At 36.2% G+C, this 21,629-nt stretch carries 19 protein-coding genes; 12 read left to right on the top strand and 7 right to left on the bottom strand.

Features of this window, described 5'->3' with window-relative positions; translation table 11 throughout:
* The first annotated feature begins 131 nt into the window (after window positions 1–131).
* Genes CRT24_RS14775 through CRT24_RS14765 form a run of 3 tightly spaced genes read left to right on the top strand, consistent with a single transcriptional unit; the run spans window position 132 to window position 2,418 of the window.
* Window positions 132–968 carry a M20/M25/M40 family metallo-hydrolase gene (locus CRT24_RS14775; protein WP_257214057.1) on the top strand — a complete coding sequence of 279 codons (837 nt, stop codon included), beginning with the start codon at window positions 132–134 and terminating at the stop codon, window positions 966–968.
* Window positions 956–1,888, top strand: a complete 933-nt coding sequence (locus CRT24_RS14770; protein ID WP_257214056.1) for an SDR family oxidoreductase — start codon at window positions 956–958, stop codon at window positions 1,886–1,888. The genes CRT24_RS14775 and CRT24_RS14770 overlap by 13 nt, the downstream gene beginning before the upstream one ends.
* Window positions 1,889–1,890: 2 nt before the next feature.
* On the top strand, window positions 1,891–2,418 hold the full coding sequence (locus CRT24_RS14765; RefSeq protein WP_099371984.1) for an acyl-CoA thioesterase: 528 nt from the start codon (window positions 1,891–1,893) through the stop codon (window positions 2,416–2,418).
* 29 nt (window positions 2,419–2,447) lie between these two features.
* Here the strand turns inward: CRT24_RS14765 and CRT24_RS14760 are convergent, their stop codons facing one another.
* From CRT24_RS14760 to CRT24_RS14735, 5 genes are all read right to left on the bottom strand, one after another.
* Window positions 2,448–5,654, bottom strand: a complete 3,207-nt coding sequence (locus tag CRT24_RS14760) for a histidine kinase (RefSeq protein WP_144034593.1) — start codon at window positions 5,652–5,654, stop codon at window positions 2,448–2,450.
* Between the two features lie 10 nt (window positions 5,655–5,664).
* Window positions 5,665–6,402: a LytTR family DNA-binding domain-containing protein gene (locus tag CRT24_RS14755; RefSeq protein WP_099371982.1), complete on the bottom strand. Its 738-nt coding sequence runs from the start codon at window positions 6,400–6,402 to the stop codon at window positions 5,665–5,667.
* Window positions 6,403–6,556: 154 nt separating this feature from the next.
* Complete coding sequence (locus CRT24_RS14750; protein ID WP_099371981.1) at window positions 6,557–6,967, bottom strand: EVE domain-containing protein; 411 nt, start codon at window positions 6,965–6,967, stop codon at window positions 6,557–6,559.
* Window positions 6,968–7,013: 46 nt separating this feature from the next.
* Complete coding sequence (gene gldC / locus CRT24_RS14745) at window positions 7,014–7,364, bottom strand: gliding motility protein GldC (protein WP_099371980.1); 351 nt, start codon at window positions 7,362–7,364, stop codon at window positions 7,014–7,016.
* 242 nt (window positions 7,365–7,606) lie between these two features.
* On the bottom strand, window positions 7,607–8,938 hold the full coding sequence (locus tag CRT24_RS14735; protein ID WP_099371978.1) for a DEAD/DEAH box helicase: 1,332 nt from the start codon (window positions 8,936–8,938) through the stop codon (window positions 7,607–7,609).
* A gap of 111 nt (window positions 8,939–9,049) precedes the next feature.
* Here CRT24_RS14735 and CRT24_RS14730 point away from each other — a divergent pair, with 111 nt between their 5' ends.
* Window positions 9,050–11,188, top strand: a complete 2,139-nt coding sequence (locus CRT24_RS14730; protein ID WP_099371977.1) for a S46 family peptidase — start codon at window positions 9,050–9,052, stop codon at window positions 11,186–11,188.
* A 128-nt stretch (window positions 11,189–11,316) separates the two neighbouring features.
* Window positions 11,317–11,499: a histone H1 gene (locus CRT24_RS14725; RefSeq protein ID WP_099371976.1), complete on the top strand. Its 183-nt coding sequence runs from the start codon at window positions 11,317–11,319 to the stop codon at window positions 11,497–11,499.
* Between the two features lie 153 nt (window positions 11,500–11,652).
* Here CRT24_RS14725 and CRT24_RS14720 read toward each other — a convergent pair whose 3' ends face one another.
* The gene (locus tag CRT24_RS14720) at window positions 11,653–12,438 is read right to left on the bottom strand and encodes a GLPGLI family protein (protein ID WP_180269147.1); all 786 of its coding nucleotides are present in this window, start codon (window positions 12,436–12,438) and stop codon (window positions 11,653–11,655) included.
* An 8-nt stretch (window positions 12,439–12,446) separates the two neighbouring features.
* Window positions 12,447–15,233 carry an outer membrane beta-barrel protein gene (locus tag CRT24_RS14715; RefSeq protein ID WP_099371974.1) on the bottom strand — a complete coding sequence of 929 codons (2,787 nt, stop codon included), beginning with the start codon at window positions 15,231–15,233 and terminating at the stop codon, window positions 12,447–12,449.
* Between the two features lie 218 nt (window positions 15,234–15,451).
* Here CRT24_RS14715 and CRT24_RS14710 point away from each other — a divergent pair, with 218 nt between their 5' ends.
* From CRT24_RS14710 to trpB, 7 genes are all read left to right on the top strand, one after another.
* Window positions 15,452–16,822 carry a dipeptidase gene (locus CRT24_RS14710; RefSeq protein WP_099371973.1) on the top strand — a complete coding sequence of 457 codons (1,371 nt, stop codon included), beginning with the start codon at window positions 15,452–15,454 and terminating at the stop codon, window positions 16,820–16,822.
* Between the two features lie 78 nt (window positions 16,823–16,900).
* Entirely contained in the window at window positions 16,901–17,638 is a 738-nt protein-coding gene (locus CRT24_RS14705; protein ID WP_099371972.1) for a 1-acyl-sn-glycerol-3-phosphate acyltransferase, read from the top strand.
* Window positions 17,639–17,774: 136 nt separating this feature from the next.
* Complete coding sequence (locus tag CRT24_RS14700) at window positions 17,775–17,996, top strand: DUF2795 domain-containing protein (protein WP_002996718.1); 222 nt, start codon at window positions 17,775–17,777, stop codon at window positions 17,994–17,996.
* Window positions 17,997–18,164: 168 nt separating this feature from the next.
* Window positions 18,165–18,635 carry a hypothetical protein gene (locus tag CRT24_RS14695; protein WP_099371971.1) on the top strand — a complete coding sequence of 157 codons (471 nt, stop codon included), beginning with the start codon at window positions 18,165–18,167 and terminating at the stop codon, window positions 18,633–18,635.
* A gap of 205 nt (window positions 18,636–18,840) precedes the next feature.
* Window positions 18,841–19,830: an anthranilate phosphoribosyltransferase gene (gene trpD, locus CRT24_RS14690; protein ID WP_099371970.1), complete on the top strand. Its 990-nt coding sequence runs from the start codon at window positions 18,841–18,843 to the stop codon at window positions 19,828–19,830.
* Window positions 19,823–20,467 carry a phosphoribosylanthranilate isomerase gene (locus CRT24_RS14685; RefSeq protein ID WP_099371969.1) on the top strand — a complete coding sequence of 215 codons (645 nt, stop codon included), beginning with the start codon at window positions 19,823–19,825 and terminating at the stop codon, window positions 20,465–20,467. The genes trpD and CRT24_RS14685 overlap by 8 nt, the downstream gene beginning before the upstream one ends.
* Entirely contained in the window at window positions 20,445–21,629 is a 1,185-nt protein-coding gene (gene trpB / locus CRT24_RS14680) for a tryptophan synthase subunit beta (RefSeq protein ID WP_099371968.1), read from the top strand. Before CRT24_RS14685 ends, trpB begins: the two co-directional genes overlap by 23 nt.

Below are 21,629 nucleotides of genomic sequence, written 5' to 3'. Positions count from 1 at the left end.
TATCCGTATATTTGGACATGACAAATTTCCGAATATTTATCTCCATAACATGCTGCTTTTTGATATTGGCTACGCCAATGTGCTCTATTGGGCAGGTAAATCCCAAAAATTTAAAAAAACATATAAAGTATTTGTCGACTGACAAGATGCTGGGCAGAGAAACCGGCATGAAAGGATCGTCCAAAGCGGCCGATTACGTTGAGAAATACTTTAAAAAATATAAACTAGAACCTAAAGGTGAAAATGGCTATAGGCAGAACTTCACAGCAAAAGTAACTCGCGTAAAAGTCGACAATCCTGAGAGAAAATCTGATAACATCATTGGATTCTTGGACAACAATGCTCCATATACCATTGTTATAGGTGCACATTATGACCATCTAGGTACTGGTCATATCGGTGGTTCCAGAGATTCTTTGGGCGTGGGAAAAATCCACAATGGTGCCGACGACAATGCATCAGGAGTAGCGGGTTTGTTAGAGTTAGCTCGTCATTATTCCAGCAATGATGTAAAAGAACCCTATAATATGTTGTTTATCGGCTTTGGAGCCGAAGAATTAGGTTTGTTAGGGTCAAAATATTTCACTGAAAACCCAACTATTTCCTTAGACTCTATTCAATGGATGTTGAATATGGATATGATTGGCAGATATAATCCTGAGAATGGATTGGCCGTTATTGGATATGGAACCAGCTCTGCATTTCCAAAGATTTTCGAAGGAATTACCAGCTCTATTAAATTCAACAAGAGTAAAGATGGAAACGGAGGGTCTGACCAGACCTCCTTTTATAAAAAGAATATTCCTGTCCTATTTTTTCATACAGGAGGTCATGATGATTATCACAAACCTTCTGATGATGAAGACAAAATTGATTATAAGGCCATGGAAGCTATTCTTAAGCTAGAAATAGATGTTCTAGACAATTCGATGAAACAACCGAAAATGGATTTTCAATGGACAAATTAATGAATCAAAAAAATCGAGTTCTACTGACTGGTTCTAATGGCTTTTTAGGACAGAAATTTACTGACTTGGTGCTTCAACGGAAAAACATTGAACTTTGCTGTACTTCCAATTCTGAAAACCGAAACCCAAATAATATAGGATACGAGTTTATAAAATTGGATTTATTGGACTTTGAAGGATTAGAAGGTTTAATCCAGAGTTTTCAGCCAACCCATATTGTCCATACTGCTGCAATGACAAGTGTAGAAGCTTGTGAACAGGATCCTGACTACTGTCAAGAATTGAATGTACATGTTGTTTCGAAAATAGCTGCACTATGTAAACAGGAGGATATTCACTTGACCTTTCTCTCCACGGACTTTGTGTTTGACGGCGAAAACGGCCCCTATGACGAACTATCTGCCACCAACCCAAGGAATGCCTATGGTCAGAGCAAATTGGACGCTGAACAAGCCGTAATCGAATCTGGCTGTCGGGCAACTATATTGCGAACCATATTGGTTTACGGAATTATTGCTGATAAAAACCGTTCAAATTTAGTTTTATGGGCGAAGTCTAAGTTGGAGAAAAAGGAGGCTATAAAGGTTGTTTCAGACCAATGGAGAATGCCTACATGGGTAGATGACCTTGCCATGGCTTGTCTACTTTCTATTGATAAAAATGCTGAAGGTATTTATCATATTTCAAGCGACAAGATGTATACCATATTAGAGGCTGTTGAAGAATTAGCAGATTACTGGAATTTTGACAAATCATTGATCAGTGCTATCAGTGCCGCAGAAATTGGACAAGCAGAAAACAGACCGCGAAAAACAGGTTTTATTCTAGATAAAGCGAAAAAGGATTTAGGATTTACACCTACTCCATTTAAAACAACATTAGCCGCTATCGAACAACAATTTAAATACTTTAGAAAATAATTATGCAAGATAAATACGCAAGGGAGTCCTATACGGAGATGAATGAATTGGTTCTTCCCAATGATACAAATACCTTTGGTAATCTAATGGGCGGAAGACTATTGTATTGGATGGATATCTGTTCGGCAATGGCAGCTCAAAAACATTGCAACAATCAAGTTGTCACAGTTTCTGTTGACAATGTATCCTTTAAACGTTCGATAAAATTGGGTGAGGTTGTTACTATTGAGGCACAAGTGACCCGAGCATTTAACACATCTGTAGAAGTGAGAATGGAAATCTTTGCTCAGAATCTTCCTCAAGGAACTAAAGTTAAGTCTAACGAGGCTTATTATACATTTGTTTCCATTGATGAAGAAAACAAGCCAAAACCCATTCCAAAATTGATCCCGGAATCCGACAAAGAAAAGACTTTGTATGATGAGGCTATGCAACGGAGGGAATTGCGTTTACTGTTAGCAGGCAAATTAAAGCCTGAAAATGCAACGGAGATCAAAAATCTAGTTAATTTATTTGAGCATAAATCTTAAAAAAAATAAAATAAATAGCATATCCCGGACTAAGCATCGGGATATTCTGTTTTAGAGGTTGATGGCAAAGTAATAATAACTTTGGTAACAAAGTCAGATCCTTTAGCTTCCTTAACAATCTCTAATGAAGCGACTTGATTTGAAGAGTTGCTATTTATAATATTAATTCTTTCCTGCACGCCTTTAATTCCGAAAGAACTCTGCTTAAAAGAATTAGATTTATATTTCGCCTGTGGACTAAAGCCAACCCCATTGTCCAGTATCTGTATAATAATTTTTTCTTTGACCTCGTTCATTTTAATTTTTATCAATCCCTTTTTTCCTTGGAGGTGTCTAACACCATGATGTACGGCATTTTCAACTAACGGTTGGATTAACATGGAAGGTATGGATTTGTTATCGTCCAGAAGGGTTTGCTGAATTTCCAATTCAAATTCAAATGCTTGATTGAACCGTTCTTGTTCCAATTCAAGATATAGTTTTAATAGTTCAATTTCAGATTTTAGACTAACTGTAGAGTACTGTGAATTTTCAAGTACGAGGCGGCTAATCTTAGCGAATTTCTGAATTAAATCACTTGCACTTTTACTATCTTTTTCGACCACATAGGCTTCAATGGAATTTAAAACATTGAATATAAAATGAGGATTCATTTGAGAGCGAACCGCTTTTAGTTCACTCTCAAAAAGTTTTTGTTTATAATCATTCTCCAAACGCTCTTGTTTTTCTTTTTCAATTGCTGCAGCTTGTTCTTTGATCTTCGTAGCATTTCTCGTCAGTTCATCCTGCAATCTTAAATTATAATCTGCCTGCAGTTTATTTATTTTTTTATGCTCTTTAATCCTGTAGAAGTAGAATAAGCTGATAGCCGACACAAAAAGCAGAATAAAGAATGTTTTAAACCAAATGGTTGCATACCAATGTGAGGCCAATTCTAATTCTATTTTTTTGACATGTGGAGACCAATTTCCAAATTGATCCCGCACTTTGATCATAAAAGTATAATTTCCACCTTCCAGATTATTGTATACAGCAATTTGTTCTGAAGAACCTTTGATCCAATTTTTATCAAAACCTTCTAATTTATATTCAAATTTAAGGTCATGTTCAATGATTTGTTCGGCAGAAGAATAATGAAAGGTGATATTATTGTCATCTGGAGCTAGCTTTATTTTTTCCTTTAGCAATTCATTACTTCTGTCTTGATGATAGACCAAGAAGCTATTAACCAATATTTTGATATTTGGGGCTTTATCTGCATAAAAGGCTGGTAAAGCACCAACTACCAAGCCCTCATTCGTGCACCAAACTAAGATATTATCAGCGATATAGAAATTATAAGTTTTGAATTCCTCAGGAGGATAAATACCTGCTGCTTTATTCAGATGCAGGAAGATTTTAGAATCGGGATCAAAAACCATCGTACCATCCAATGCTTTTATCCAAAACATATTATTTCGATCTTCAGCTAGTCTCACAGGAAATAACCATGGATGGGAACTATTATCTGGGTATTGAATAAAATCATATTGATTATCATGACCTTTTATTTCAGCAATCCCAGAGTTGGAATTGCTATACCAGAATCTCCTTTTCGAATCCAGGAAAAATGTTAGCACGGTATTGGATTGAATACTTTTAATGTCATTCCATTGCTGAGTAAATTGTTTAAAGGTTGGATTTTGTTTATTTTCTAACAGCACTAGCCCATATCCATCCATACCTAGCCATATCGATTTATTGGCATCTTGGCCCATTGTGATGATTTTTGGATCTGGGAGACCTTCGTTTACAGAAAATAGTTCAAGAGATTTGGTTAATAGAGAATATTTATACAAACCTCTGTTCCATGAAGCAATCCAAAGTATGGGTTCCGTATTTACGGTATCCAATATAACGGTATTGCAGTCGGCACTCCTAAATTCATTTTCCTCACCAACAATCTCCAATGGTTTTATCAGGTCATAACCTTCCTTAAATTCAAATATACCTTGATCTATGGAAGAAAAATAGATGGCTTCCATCGTTGTATTCACTTGGCCCAACTTAATTCCAGCTAAAGAAAAATTCGATTTACGAAAGGAAAGATCTGATGAAATCTCTCCAAAACTCTTTTCTGTTCTATACCAAGTTTTATTTTTCCAATCAAAAAGTTCTAGAATTGGATCATTTGATTCAGCAGGAATTAAGTTGTTTATTTTGTTCAATTTCGCTGAATAGAAAAATAGCCCGGATTCAGTTCCGACCCAATATCCATCCTTCACAGGACAGAAAGTATGGACCCTAGAAGGTTTGGGCAATTCGGGCATGAGGTCTTGCCAACTTATAAAATCAATTTTTTTAGCATCAATCTGATAAGTATAGATTCCTTTGGAGACATGACCAATTAAAATTTTGTTTTCTGCTTGCCAAAAAGACATCGCACTAATAAAATTATCATAATAATCTACATTCTTATCCCAATTTAAGATTGCAGTTTTTATATCACTGAAATTATAATCAGCCGATATTAAATCATGATCGTAATATCCGGCATAGAATTTTTCAGGTTGGAACACAAACCCACCGACTCCATTTTCTCCGACATTTTCAAGATTGAGTTGCTTAGCTGTGTTTTTAATTGGGTTATAACAAATCAACCCATCATATCTTGTTCCCAGCCAAATATTGCCTTGATTATCTTCTTTTATGGTATAAATAGAAAGGTAGTTTTTGGACTTAATACCAGGCATTGGCAATTGTTTAATCTCTCCTGTTTCCGGATTCAAACATTGCAGATCTGTTTCTTGTCCGGAGAAGTAAATCAAACCTGATTTAGAAGCTAATACATCATAGAGGTTGGTTTTAATAAGTCCTACATCACTCACTTTAGCTGAAAAGACACTTAAATTCTCTCCTTTAGGTTTAGTTCTATCATAACAGATTAGTCCCCTGCTATTGGTAGTAATCCAAATTCGATTTTTTTGGTCAATAGCAATGCTTCCGAGATAGTTGGTCAATATCTCGGGATTTTCCTCGAATTTGATATCCCTAAATGTACGGCCATCAAAATATGATAAGCCTCTCTTGCTGGTTATCCATATCAACCCATTACTATCTTCTTCCAATCCTGCAATTTCGTTGCTTGCCAAACCATCTTTTTCTGTAAAATGCAGGAAATTATAGATTCTTTTCTGGGCACTGACCGTCAAGGTGCAACAGATAAGCGCAAAGAAATAATAAATAGCTATCCTCAATCTAAAAGGTTTAAAAAGCTGTAAATAACCTATCCATTAATTGTTTTTTCTTACTTGGGGAAACTTCGATTTCAGAACCATCCATCATTTCAATTGTTCCGCCCTCTCCTTTTTTATATTTAACTATATAATCAAGATTTACAATAACGCTTCTATTTACTCTTAAAAGTTGTGTATGTTCAAATAGTATTTCAAATTCTTTCAGGGTCCTTGAGACTATTATTTTCGAGAGATTGTTTAAAAAGAAGATGCTGTAATTGCTCATTGCCTCTACTTTAAGGATATCATCCTTTTTGACTAGGTGAATCCCTTCGGCGGTCGGAAGAGCAATCCGTGATAAATGTGGGCGATTTTCAATCAAATCTGCCTTTCGTAATTTTTCTTTTTGGACTAATTTCTGTTCTACCTTACTGATCGCTTTTTTCAACTCCTCATTATTTACCGGTTTTAATAAATAATCCAAGGCATTAGCTTTTAATGCATCCAATGTATAGATGTTATAAGCAGTTACAAATATGACTTCAAAATTGAACTGACCTAGTTTCTCAAGGAATTCAAAACCATTCATAAATGGCATTTCAACATCCAAAAAAAGGACATCGACCTCTATTTTGGGGATTTCTGATAGAGCTTTTTGTGGGTCATTATAAATCGCATCAACTGAGAGGGAATTTTGGAATTCCTGTAACTTATGATGCAACAGATTGCTGCCGCGAATCTCATCGTCTAATATTACAGCCTTTATCATAAGCTCAACAATTGGTTATTAACAGATTAGCTCTATCAAAGTTATATTTAATTTAAGAATAATCATCGAATAATGAGTAAAGAAAGGCGTACAGATATTGAATAAAGGTATAGGATTAGACAATAAAAAACTCCCCGATGGGGAGTTTCAATTTCTATTCTGGATTTCCGAGTTCTACGATTCTGTCGAACTCTTCTTTTTTGAGTGGCATAACTGATAACCTGCCTTGCCTGACAAGTGCTATATCTTGCAACAAAGGATCTGCTTTAATGGTCTCCAATGTGACTGGATTTTTGAACGTTTCTACAGGTGCCAGATCAACAACGACCCAACGTTCATCTTCAGTTGTAGGATCTTGATAGAATTCTTTGACCACTTTTGCCATTCCTACCACTTCTTTACCTTCATTACTGTGATAGAAAAGGACCAAATCACCTTTTTTCATGGCTTTAAGGTTATTTCTGGCTTGATAGTTTCGTACACCATCCCAAAAGGTCTTCCCGTCTTTATTAAACTGCTCCCAACTATATTTAAAAGGTTCTGATTTCACTAAAAAGTAATCCATACTTGCTTTTTGGTTGCCAACCTGATGTTGGCAGTTATCGATTCAATTAATTTTGTTGTTCCAAGATTTCCATCTTGTCAGCATAATGCGCACAATAATCACGTAGGTCAGCGATTATTTTTTCAGCCATTGGATCACCACCAGAAGACCTTAGGAAAGAGTCTCCCATTGTTTGTAGGGTTTCATAAAAGAAACGTTTCATTTCATCGTAAGGCATATCTTTTGTCCAAAGATCGATTCTCAATGAATTTTTATATTGCGCATCCCACAGAGCCAAAAACAAAGCTTTCGCCGGAAGTTCTTCTGCCGTCTGCCCGTCTGTAGATGACCATTGAATTGTCTCAGGTACATTCTTATCATCCAACTCAATTTGGAGTTTGATTTCTGCTTTCTTCATATCTTAAAACTGTAATTTTATTAACATTGAAATTATCCCTACCACAAGAATAAAACCTATCTGCATGATCCACAATCGTTGTGTATTTTTAGTCCATAACCGAAACAAGATATCGACAACAATTAGAACTATGGACAAAATAACCAAAGCAGTCCATGAAAAAATTGGTTTTTGATCGGTTCCCATTTCAGAAAATGCCCATACCAATACGCACGCTAGGGTAATATTCAGTGGAGTTAATTTCATCTTTTTTTGCCGGGTTTGCTATTCCCTTTATTAAAGGATTTTGCTTTACCACGGGTTGATTTTTTAGCATTATTAGTCTTCGGGGCATATTTCTTTTCATGAAACGCACCTTTGAAGTCAGGGTTATCTTTTTTCTTTTGATTGTCTATTTCCCTATCTATTGCCTGTTTTTCATCAAATGGTGTTTTTTCAACAAACACATCTTCAGGAAGTTCTTTCACAGGAATAGACTGCCTAATTAATTTTTCAATCTTGGCCACATAATATTCTTCCGCCGGATTACAGAATGTGATTGCATCCCCTGTTTGGAATGCTCTGCCTGTTCTACCTATACGGTGCACATAATCTTCGATAACGATGGGTACATCAAAATTGATGACATGACTCACTTGAGAAACATCCAGTCCACGTGCTGCAACATCAGTGGCTACCAAAATTCTCACCTCTCCATCCTTAAATGCGTTTATTGAATTAATCCGTGTATTCTGCCCTTTATTTGCGTGTATTACACGCACCTCATCAGGGCCATATTTTCTTTCCAAGAATGAATAAATGCGGTCAGCGACGACTTTAGTTTTACAAAAGACGATTATTCTACTGAAGGTTTCATCATCTTTAAACAAATGTTGCAATAAATTGATTTTTGTTTTAAGATTGGGCACATGATAGAGTTCTTGAGTCACTGTTTGTGCGGGAGTTGCTTGTTCTGTTACTTCAATAACCGTAGGGAATGCAAGGAAATCGCCAGCAATTTTTCTCACCAATTCACTCATTGTTGCCGAAAAGAGTAGATTTTGCCTTTTTCGAGGTACTATCTCAAGGACACGGTGGATTTTTCCTATAAATCCCATGTCCATCATTTTATCGGCTTCATCCAGAACTAAGAATTTCAAGCTTTTTACATTGATATCCCCTTCCAAGTACAAATCTAGGAACCTTCCAGGTGTTGCCACAATAATATCACAACCTTTTGCCAATTGTTCTTTTTGGGTTTTAGGTCCCAGACCGCCATAGAGTAGGACAGTCCTAAGGTCTAGATAAGTAGAGAATAATTTGATATGCTCTTCGATCTGCATCGCAAGTTCACGCGTTGGGCTCAAGATCAATGCCCTAGGGTCATTCCCTTGAGCATATTTGAGCTTCATCAACATCGGAAGAACAAACGCCGCTGTTTTACCTGTTCCTGTCTGTGCAATACCCATCACATCCTGTCCTGCCAGTATTGGAGTAATCGCCTTTTGCTGGATTTCAGTAGGAATTGTATAACCTGCTTCGGTTATCGCATTTAGGATTTGCTTGTTAAATTTAAAGTCTTCAAATGACGCCATCTTGGCAAAGATAGTTAAAAGCAAGCATATCCTCTTGAATCAATTCGTGACAAACATTTTGATTTGCGCCTAAATTCAAGCAAATTTGCTGTTACTATTAAAAAGGTTGATATGAAAAAACTATTATTATTATGTGTGCTTACATTAGTTAGTACATTCTCATTTGCAGATGAGGGCATGTGGTTCTTGATGCACCTAAAGCGTCTGAACGAAGCTGACATGCAAAAGAAAGGCTTACAGTTAACTGCTGAAGAAATCTACAGCATCAATAACTCCAGCTTAAAAGATGCTATTGTTCAATTCAATGGCGGTTGTACAGCTGAAATCGTATCGGGTACAGGCTTAGTATTTACAAACCATCACTGTGGTTATGGTGCAATCGCAGAATTATCTACACCTGAAAACGACCATTTAACAAATGGTTTTTGGGCGAAAAACTATGCAGAAGAGCTAAAACCGAAATCATTGTTCGTCCGCTTTTTTGTTCGTATGGATGATGTTTCGAAACGCATCTTAGGATTAGTAAATGATAAAATGTCCGAAAAAGAGCGTGAAAAAGTAATTAACCAAGAGATTGCTAAAATCCAACAGGAGAATAGTGAAAACGGGAAATATGTGGTTTCTGTTCGTCCATTCTATAATGGCAATGAATATTACTATTTCGTTTATCAAGATTTCACTGACGTTCGTTTGGTTGGTACACCTCCAAACAGCATTGGTAAATTTGGTGGTGATACTGACAACTGGGAATGGCCACGCCATACGGGTGACTTCTCGATCTTCAGAGTCTATGCTGACAAAGATGGTAACCCTGCAGAGTATTCTAAGGACAATGTTCCGTTAAAACCGAAGAAATTTCTTCCAATTAGCATCAAAGGTTTCCAGGATGGTGATTTTTCTATGATCTTGGGATACCCTGGTCGTACAAACCGTTGGATGAATGCTGGCGGAATTGATCAGAATGTAAATTTTGCATATCCGGCTTGGGTTGAAGCATCTAAGGTTGGAATGGATGCCATGAAAAAACACATGGATAAAGACCAAGCGGTGAAGATTAATTACGCTTCAAAATATTCAGGTGTTGCAAACTACTGGAAAAACAGACAAGGGATGATCGATGCCCTTAAAAAGCATAAAACAGCAGCTGCAAAACGCAAGCAGGAGAAGAAATTCAATAAATGGGCAAACCGTGCTGAAAATAAAGAAAAGTATGGTCATGTTTTAGCAGTCATCAACGATTATTATGCTAAAACCAATGAGGACGCTAGACATGACAATTACCTAATGGGAATGTTACGTTCCTCTACATTTGCTGCTATGCCAGCTTCGTTGGGTGCAGGTTTAAAACAATATGCACAGGAGAACGAGGCTAAACGCAAAGAAATGGCTCCTCGTCTTGAAGCTTTTATCAATGACAACTATGAGAAGGCTTATATGCCATTGGAAGTTGATGTTTTGGCTGATGAATTAAATCTATATGCCGCAAAAGGAGGTGAAATCGCTCCTTATGTTCGTGAAATGGCGAGCAAGAATTCAGGAAACTTTCAGTCTGATATTCAGTCTGCATTTGACAATAGTGTTTTTGGATCAAAAGAAAAATTGGCGGCTTATCTAAAGAATCCTGATGCAAAAGTGATTGATGAAGATCCACTTTTCAAATTATCATCAGCATTGATGGCTAAGTATCGTGAGACATCTCCAGAAACAGAAAAATTGAACGATGAGTTCTTGACTGCATCTCGCAAATACATTGCAGGGGTATTAGAAATGGATCCAAATGGTAAGTACTATCCAGATGCTAACTCTACATTACGCTTAACTTATGGCACAATTAGAGCATTGCCTAAAGATAAACGCAATGATGCGAAGGAAAATTTTTATACGACATTAAAAGGTACAATTGCGAAATACAAACCGGGAGATGAGGAATTTGATTTACCTAAAAAATTAATGGAACTATATGAAAACAAGGATTATGGACGTTATGCAGATAAGAATGGTTATCTACCAGTTAACTTTTTGAGTGATCAGGATATTACTGGTGGTAACTCAGGTTCACCAGTTTTAAATGGAAAAGGCGAATTAATTGGCTTGGCTTTTGATGGAAACATTGAAGCAATGGCTGGAGACGTGATTTTTGATCCTAAGTTGCAACGTACAATTTCGGTTGATATCCGATATGTTCTTTTCATAATTGACAAGTTTGCGGGTGCTCAAAACATCATCGACGAATTGCAAATAGTAGAGTAGATGCCACAAAAAAGGCGTTTATAAGACAAAAAAAGATTTTTAAAATTCGGATTGTTTGCATTCCTTTTGTATATTTATGATATATTAGAGAATTAATTAAGAAAAACTAAAATTATATTAATTAAAAAATGGAAAACTACACTAAATTAAAAGAGCTAGTAGCTTCAATCGAAGCTGACGCAGAAAAATTCTTCAATAACGGAAACTCTGCTGCAGGAACACGTGTTCGTAAAGGGTTACAAGAAATCAAAACTTTAGCTCAAGAAATTCGTAACGAAGTTACTTCAAAGAAAAACGATTCTAAGAAATAATTCGAAGGATTAAAGCATAAAATCCCGATCATCTAATGGTCGGGATTTTTTGTTTTAATCGGATTTTCAATAAAAAAACAAAAAGAAAAGGAGCCGAAAAAACCGACTCCTCTCATCATCATTAATTTGAATTACTCAATAAAACCTTGATTCCTACAAGAATATAGCTGCCATAATCAACCCAAATTGTTTGTCAGTCATCCAGCGGCCAAATATTTCCTTCATCCTATCTTTGGTCTGTTGCCTTGTATATACATCAGCCTTCTTTTTGAAAATATTTGAATCTACAGTTGTAGCTGTCATTTCCACCTTAGTTGCATAAATATTGAAATGTTGTTCAGGAACAACCAATCCCAAGATCATACCCGGCAATCCATGAACGGTACTTGGCGCACCTGGGGTTGGAATTTGGTCCGTGTAAAAAGCAACTACATATACGGAGTCCAATGTAACCCCATTAGCCCTTCTACAATCGTATCCAGCTATGTTGCGGTACTCATTGGTGATTTTCCATTTTACGTTCGTCAGGGAGTCCTTAATGTTGATTTGGGAACCTCCCATTTCCATAGTCAATAAGGACTCATTTTTATCGAAGTTTTGGTACAATTTTGCTCCGTAATCCAATAATCCCATTCTCAATAAATTAGATACCATTTGCGGTTGATCTTTTTCTACTGGTTCCACACTTATTGCATCAGCATTGAAGTTCAATTTTTTGGTCAACACCGCAGTTTCAGGAACCTTAGACATCATTTCCTCAAAATATTTTTTGGAAAAGTCACCATCTTTTAATGTTTGAATGTGCCTACGCATTAAGTTTTTAACGTGAACTGTTTTGTCATAAGTAATACTACCTTGTTCTGGAAAGAATGCATACTGCGCATTGGCTAATCCTATGGTTAATATTACTAGTGTTATCGTCGATATAAAGTTTTTCATTTTCATAATTATTCCCCTCCTTTCATTGATGTAAATTCCCAAGTTAATCTCAACATATAGTATCTGGAGATATTATTGAAACGCTGTTGAGTAATGGCTTGCCCGCTTTGACTTCTACTAAATCCAACATTCTGATTGAAAACATCATTGACATAGAAATTTGCTATCAATGATTCGTTCTTTAAGAATTTCTTTTGAATTCCTGGCGAGAACTTGAATCTGCTGAAATCGGTTGGCAACGATTTTGTTGCTGCCTCATATTCAAAGTCAATTTCACCCGTCAACTGAATTTTTGCAGGCAAGTTGTAGGTATATCTACCCCAAGAACCAAAGGTAAAACCTTCTGAATTCAACTCAGGATTTAATGTAGTTTTTAGTACTCTGTATCCTGGAGTAAAGTTGATATAAAAATCGAATCCTTTCGTTGTACTTTTTTGAAATCCGATTTGCCCATCAATATTATAACTAACGTTTTTATTGTCACTAAAATCAAGGATGTTCGCAGGATCTGATTCGTCTTTAATTCTGTTATAATAATTATTCAAACTAGCATTTGCTCCTACATCCATTTTAATTTGAAGTTTTTTGATCAATGTGAAATTGTATCCCGAATATAAATACCCATTGACCATTGGCTTATCAGAATTGACGTAATACAATTCTCTTCTTAATCCTGGTTTTATGATAACATCTGTTTGAATGGCATCCAAGGTTTGCGTCAAGCCCACTCCAGAATAGAATCCTTTACCTTTCATCATGTCATACCAATAATAATTTAAATTATAATTGTTGGCCACCGAAGGTTTTAAGCTTTCATTACCAAAATATTGGTTCATTTGGTCCTCATTTTGCCTCAATGGTTGTATCTGAAATAATGATGGTAGATTGTTTGACCTATTATAACTTAGATTTAATGACTTAGCTTTAGAGATATTATATCTAAACCTAGCTCTCGGATTATAGGTTAAATAATCTCTGCTTAAGTCAGAATTTGCAAAATTATTTTTTTGGAACAAGTCGTCATGACGGATATTGTTCGTCAGGTTAAATTCTATCTTTTCAGCTTTGTAATTAATCGATAAGTTTGCAGCATTTCTAACCGTATTGAAATTGAAATCATTACTGAATTCTTCATCAAAATCCGTATAGTTTCCAGCATCATCTTTGTTATATGCACTATTTACCGAATGTGCTTTGGAATTGGTGAATTCATATCCTAAGGCTACATTAATTTTCTTAGTAATGGGCTCTGTGTAAGTAGCAGCAGCCATAATAGAACTAGTTTTGCTAGTATTATCTTTAAATTGATCTATTATATTTTCAGTACCATTTACGACATTCTTTAGTGATGAATTCAAATACATATCAGAATTTGTTTCACCATTATTACCAGTAAATTTCAAATTGATTGATCGACCTTCTTTTGCGAATTTCCTTGTGAAACTGGCATCATAGTTAAAGTTTTCATTTGTTGAATTTATCTGTTGATCACGAATGTCTTCTGATTGCAATTCATTGTTTTTAAAACTTTGCCCTTCACGATGGGTTTCATTTTCATTCTGTACCCTAGAAGCTGCCACACGTAGTGTCAAAGTTGTCAGCGAATCAAAAGCAAGGTCATATTTTGTATTGAACCTATGTCCTGTACTTTTGGAGATATCTTGATTATCAGTTTCGGAATTCGACAATCCATCCTGCAAAGGTGTCTGACTAATTGTATTTGTATTCACTTCATTTTGTGCCTGACCAAATTTATAGTTGACATTCAGTTTATGTTTTTTCTCATTCCAAGCATTCATAAATGAAAGTCCGGACGAAATTGCACGCGGCTGTCCTCTATTTGTATTGCTCAGGAATCCTCCACTACTAGAAATCATAATCCCACCATCATCCATCATGGTCACATTATCGTTGGCTACTCCAAATTTTTCGGCCTCTCTCCAATCTAAATCAGTAGTTCCATCATTTGATGCGATTCCATAAGCTGAAATTTTCATTGATCCCTTAAATTTATTGATGGCCGCTTTTCCGCGATAATATCCTGATTTATCATCAAGGCCACCGCCGCCCTCTAACAAACCAAACATTCCATTTTTGGCATCTTCTTTTAGCTTGACATTTATGGTTTGAATTCGTTGTCCATCGTCAACGCCAGTTCTCTCCGCTTCTTCAGATTTCTTTTCGAAAACCTGGACTTTGTCCACCATATCCGACCGGATATTTCGGGTGACTAATTTAGGGTCATCACCAAAGAATTCTTCTCCATCGACAAGTACTTTTTCGACTGTCTTTCCTTGTGCTGTAATCTTACCAGTTGCATCGACTGAAATTCCCGGTAGGACTTTTAACAAGTCTTCGACTTTAGCATTTTTTTCAGTCACAAAACTTGAGGCATCATATTCCACTGTATCCCCTTTGATGACTACAGGGATCTTACCGGTAATCAGTACCTCTTCAATTAAGTTTGCAGCACTCTGCATCGCAATTTCACCTAGGTTTTTATCACCAGATCCTTTGGCTATTTCCTGAAAGAAATCTCCAAATTTAGGATAACTGATAATCAGTAAATAATCTGAGGTGTCGGGATTTGTAATGGTGAATTTACCATCTTGATTTGCTCTGGTAAAGTCTACAAGGATCGAATCTTTTGCATGCAATAGCATGACAGTTGCGTTGGTAAGTTTAGTTTTATCAGTTTCGTCGACTACGGAGCCCGTTATTTTTGTTTGGGCATAAGAGGTCAGTGCTGATAAACCCAATACAAGGCTTAAAATTACTTTGGTTAGTAGTTTCATAAAAAAGTTAAAGTTACAATCAAAAAAGGCTACGCTAAATTATCACTATTGCGAGAATTATCAGTAAAATATTAGGTATTTAACAATCATTTAACTAAATGCTTAATTAAGCCACTTTTATTCTCTGATATTTTCTATTAACATAAGTCGCATCCAGAAAGGAAAAGTTACATCTCTTGTAAAATTTATTTCATTACCTTTGTAAAAACCCTTTTGAAATGCAAAAAATCAAAGACTATGTAGAAGCAAATAAGGACCGCTTCTTAGAAGAATTATTTGAATTATTGCGCTTTCCATCCGTTAGTGCTGACCCACAGTATAAGGAAGGCGTACTCAATACCGCGCAATTTGTAGCTCAAAAGCTTAAGGATGCTGGCGCAGATAATGTTGAGATTTGCCCTACTGCAGGATATCCTATTGTATATGGCGAAAAGATCATTGATGCTAGTTTGCCAACTGTATTGGTTTATGGACACTATGATGTTCAACCTGCTGATCCTATTGAATTATGGGAGACTCCACCATTTGAGCCCACTGTTCGCGACGGCAAGATTTATGCTCGCGGATCTGCTGACGACAAAGGTCAGTTTTACATGCACGTGAAAGCATTTGAATATATGATGAAAGAAAATGAATTAGCATGTAATGTTAAATTCATGATCGAAGGTGAAGAAGAAGTAGGTTCTGCGAACTTGGGAATCTTCGTAAATGCCAACAAGGAGCGATTGAAAGCCGATGTTATTGTTATCTCAGACACTTCCATGATCAGTTTGGAAAACCCATCATTGGAAACAGGATTACGTGGATTATCTTATGTTGAGGTTGAAGTGACTGGCCCTAACCGGGATTTGCACTCAGGAGTTTACGGAGGTGCCGTTGCAAACCCTGCAACTATCCTTTCAAAAATGATCGCTTCCCTACACGATGAAAATAATCATATCGCTATCCCTGGATTTTACGATGATGTAATTGAGTTAACAGAGGAAGAAAGAAAAGCATTGAATGAGGCTCCATTTGACATCCAAGAGTATGAAAAAGATCTAGGTGTTGAAGAATTATGGGGAGAAAAAGGATTTTCTACTATCGAACGCACTGGTATCCGCCCTACCTTAGAAGTAAATGGTATTTGGGGTGGTTATATTGGTGAGGGTGCAAAAACAGTTTTGCCTTCTAAAGCATATGCTAAGATTTCGATGCGTTTGGTCCCTAATCAAAATTCAGAGCGTATTACGAAATTGTTCAAAGAGCATTTCGAAAAGATTGCTCCAAAGTCAGTAAAAGTAGAAGTAAAACCTCATCATGGTGGTGAACCTGTAGTTACTCCTACGGATAGCATTGCTTATAAAGCTGCTGAAAAAGCATTGGAAGATACTTTCAATAAAAAACCAATTCCAACAAGAGGTGGTGGTTCTATTCCAATCGTTGCTCTTTTCGAAAAAGAACTAGGAATTAAAACTGTCCTTTTAGGCTTTGGCCTTGATTCAGACAATTTACACTCTCCAAACGAGAAATATGGAATCGAAAACTATTTGAAAGGTATTGAAACTATACCTTTATTCCATAAATATTATGCTGAATTGAGTAAATAAATAAAAAAACAAAAAAGCTTCACAATCGTGGAGCTTTTTTTATTTTTACATCATCGAAAAAGATGTTCACTGGAAAATATGCCGTTAATATTAAAGAAAATCCATAGACTATTATACTTTATATCAGTTCTATTTTTCTTTTCTTTATGTTTTCCGATATTATATTTTCTTTCCAAAAATCCCCAAAGGTATTATTCCCATATTGTTTGGTTTCGTAAATGGATTTCCATTATCAGTTTACATTTGGTGGGCATCCGTTTCAAGATCAACTATGAAGAACCTGTTGATTGGTCTGTTCCTTATATCATTTGTCCCAATCATACTTCGATTTTAGATATTACAGCTCTCACTTATTTATGTCCACAAGAGTTTTCCTTCATTGGTAAAATTGAGTTATTAAAAAATCCTGTTACTCGGATTTTCTTCAAATCGATTGATATTCCAGTAAAACGGGAGAGTAAGATATCGGCATTTAAAGCATTTAAGCGTGCTACTGAACTTTTAAAGGAGGGAAAATCGATTGTTATCTTTCCGGAGGGGAAAATAGACGATGAATTTCCTCCGATGCTCCATAAATTCAAAGCTGGGGCCTTTAAAATGGCAATTGAGAACAATATTGCGATTTTACCTGTTGTTATTCACAATGCTTATGAAATAATGTGGGATGATGGTTCGAGATTTGGATCAAAACCAGGAGTAATTGAGATATCGGTACTGAAGCCTATTTATTTTAATGGCACTGAAAATCAGAAATATGATTCGATCGAAATAGAAGTTTATGAAAAAATGAGTAAAGTATGGAATAGGAAGTTCTGATTTTATACTTACACAACATTTTAATATACTGATTTTCTGAACTATACCCCTATTAACAAAGAATTAAAGATAATTTTCTTGCATTAGTTAAATTAAATATTATTTTTGCGAAAACGTGAAACTTAATTAAAGAGATATGTATTGGACACTTGAATTAGCTTCTCATTTAGAAGACGCTCCATGGCCAGCGACAAAAGATGAATTAATTGATTACGCTATACGCTCAGGAGCACCAGTTGAAGTGATTGAGAATCTTCAAGCGTTGGAAGATGACGGTGAACCTTATGAAAACATCGAGGAAATCTGGCCAGATTACCCAACAAAAGATGATTTCTTCTTCAACGAAGACGAATATTAAAATCGCTATAGAAAGCGCCTTAATTTAGGGCGCTTTTTTATTTAATCAAACTATCTCTAAGGATTTGACCCAACATATCCTCAGAATGATTATTTACTCAAGAAAATTAAAACAAATTAATCCTTTTTATATTTTTACGGTCAATAGAACGACAATAAAAACAATTTAATGAAACGTTTTTTACTATATTTCTTGCTATTCACTAGTCCTCTATTCACTTTTGCGCAATATGAACATGATGATCAACATCAAAGTTCATCGGCCAATGGTATGGATGTAGCCTGGGATTTTATAGCTGACCTAAATAATACCGAAATTCCTTTAGATGTAATCCTTAGTCAATGGGTCATTGTCAATGAACCTAGTGATGAGCTGTATGATTATTTAGAAGTAAGTCTTGAAGAAATCAGATTAAATTTGACTTATAAGAATTTTGATCAAATAGAGATTAAAAGTTATAACGAGCTATCCCGAAAAGAAGTTCGAGATATAGATCCTGAGGGACTCCATGTTAACAATATGTATTTCATCTATTATCAAGGCCGATTAGTGACGAGTATTTATGTAGAGGGAGATAAAATAGGTTCATTTACTTTGGTTTCTAAAGGTGATGACATGGCACATTTTGTTACATATTAACAAAAAATCATTTTTTCAAAGGATTTCTTGCAATTATCAAAAACATCTTGGATATTTGTTGAACTAACAATGAAAACAATACAATTCAATACAGCTTGGTGGTGGCACAACAAATAATGTTGTGGCAAACACCTATTGGTTGAATTAAAAGAACTAAATAATAGTGGGCTTGCCTTTTTGGCAAGCCCTTTTTTATTGATTAAACATGAAAGAAATCCTAGCGCATCTATTCGAATATAAGTCCTTCAGCAGAAAAGAGGCTTATGACATCCTTACAAATATTGCTACTGGCAAATACGACAATCATCAGATTGCTGCCTTTATGACTATCTATGGTATGCGCAGTATCCGCGTGGAGGAATTGGGTGGTTTTAGAGATGCCATGTATGACCTATGCAACAAAGTAGACTTCAATGGGTATGACCTGATCGATATGTGTGGAACTGGTGGTGATGGAAAAAACACCTTCAATATATCGACATTAGCCTCCTTTATAGTTGCTGGTGCAGGTTATCATGTTGCAAAACATGGAAATGTAGGGGTATCATCAAGCTGTGGTTCTTCCAATGTCATGGAATATTTGGGTTATACATTTACGACAGACAAGGATGTCCTTGAAAAACAATTGGAGACTTCCAATATTTGTTTTTTACATGCTCCCCTATTCCATCCTGCGATGAAAACAGTTGCTCCAATCAGAAGAGCACTCGCTGTAAAAACTTTCTTTAATATGTTAGGTCCGCTGACCAATCCAGCAAATCCTAAATTTCAATCTGTTGGTGTTTTTAGTTTAGAACTTGCTAGACTATATGCTTATCTCTACCAAAATACGGACAAACAATATAGCATTATGCATGCATTGGACGGATATGATGAGATTTCATTGACTGGAGATTTCAAGGTTATCAATAATCAGGGGGATAATTATTACACTGTAGATGAGCTGGGGTTCAATGCTGTTAATCCAAATGATTTAGCAGGAGGAGATTCTATCGAAGAGGCAGCAAAAATATTCAGACAAATAATTGAAGGCAAAGGGAATGACATTCAAAACAATGTTGTTCTGACCAATGCAGCATTTGGAATCAAGACATTCCATCCAGAAAAGAGTTTTGGCGACTGTTATTATGAAGCAGAATCATCATTGCTTGGGTTGAAAGCATTTAATAGTTTTAAAACATTAGTCAATGCCTAAGGAATTATTAGTAAAGGTCTGCGGAATGCGTGAGCAGCAAAATATTTTGCAGCTCTTGGAACTTCCTATTCAGTATATTGGTCATATTTTTTATGAGAAATCTCCAAGGTTCGCCGCCGCTATTCCTAACCTGCCAATAATTTCCAGCATCAAAAAAACAGGAGTATTTGTTAATTCCGATCAACAATATATTCTGTCCAAGGTGAATGAGCTATCTCTTGGTGCTATCCAGTTGCATGGCTCTGAAAGTCCAGAACTGGCGGTCCAGCTTAAGGAAAGTACAGGCTTAGAAATTATCAAAGCATTTGGGGTTGGTGAAAATTTCGATTGGGGCCAATTGAAGCCCTATCTGGAAAAGGTAAATTATTTTTTGTTCGACAGCAAAAGCTCAGCTTTTGGTGGTACAGGTCAAACTTTTGATTGGGAAAAACTAAGAGAATACCCATATGATAAACCATATTTCCTGAGTGGAGGATTGTCTTTGGACAATCTCAATGAAGCAATTGGTTTTATGGACGACCGCTTAATCGGTTTGGATTTAAACTCTAAATTTGAAATTGAGCCTGGTCTAAAGGATATTGAAAAATTAAAATTAGCATTGAAAATCATACGTAATGAGCAAATATCAAGTAAATAACAAAGGTTACTACGGTCCATTTGGCGGAGCCTATATTCCCGAAATGCTGTATCCCAATGTTGAAGAGCTACAACAACAATATTTAAAGATTATTGAAGATCCTTCCTTCCAGGAAGAATTTGAAGATCTCTTACGCAATTATGTTGGTCGACCTTCTCCTCTTTATCATGCCAAGAGACTTTCTGAAAAATACAATGCGAGGATTTTCCTTAAGCGTGAGGATCTAAACCATACTGGAGCGCATAAAATCAACAATACGATAGGTCAAATATTATTGGCTGAAAAACTTGGCAAGAAGCGGATTATTGCTGAAACAGGGGCAGGTCAACATGGTGTTGCTACGGCGACGGTGTGTGCCTTGAAAGGTTTGGAATGTGTTGTTTATATGGGAGAGATTGATATTGAGAGACAAGCTCCAAATGTTGCACGAATGAAAATGATGGGTGCCAAAGTAGTTGCTGCGACTTCAGGCAGTAAAACTTTAAAAGATGCTACCAATGAAGCCTTAAGGGATTGGATTAACAATCCGGTCGACACGCATTATATTATTGGTTCGGTAGTAGGTCCACATCCTTATCCAGATATGGTTGCACGTTTTCAATCTATTATATCTGAGGAAACGAAAGTTCAGCTATTGGAAAAAACGGGCAAGGAGACACCAGATATTGTTATGGCTTGTGTTGGTGGTGGTTCAAATGCTGCGGGGATGTTTTATCATTTTTTGGATGACGAGGATGTTAAAATCATTGCTGTTGAAGCTGCCGGTCATGGTGTTGACAGTGGTGAGTCGGCTGCTACGACCGTCCTTGGAAATGAAGGTGTGCTGCACGGATCTAGATCTATCCTTATGCAAACAGAAGATGGTCAAGTCATAGAGCCATATTCCATTTCAGCAGGATTGGATTATCCTGGCATAGGCCCTCAACATGCTTGGCTTTTTAAATCAGGCCGTGGAGAATACGTTAGTGCGACCGATGATGAAGCGATGCAAGCAGGATTGCAACTTACCAAATTAGAAGGTATTATCCCAGCTATCGAAAGTTCACATGCACTAGCTCACCTAGAAAAGATGAAATTTAAAGGTGATGAAACTGTTGTGATCTGTCTCTCTGGGCGCGGAGATAAAGATTTGGATAATTACATGAAATATTTTGGTTTTTAA

Origin of the sequence: Sphingobacterium sp. 1.A.5, from assembly GCF_002734235.1 — a bacterium.
Taxonomy (GTDB): domain Bacteria; phylum Bacteroidota; class Bacteroidia; order Sphingobacteriales; family Sphingobacteriaceae; genus Sphingobacterium; species Sphingobacterium daejeonense.
The sequence above is the reverse complement of the archived record's forward strand: the minus strand, read 5'-3'. Positions and strand labels throughout refer to the sequence as shown.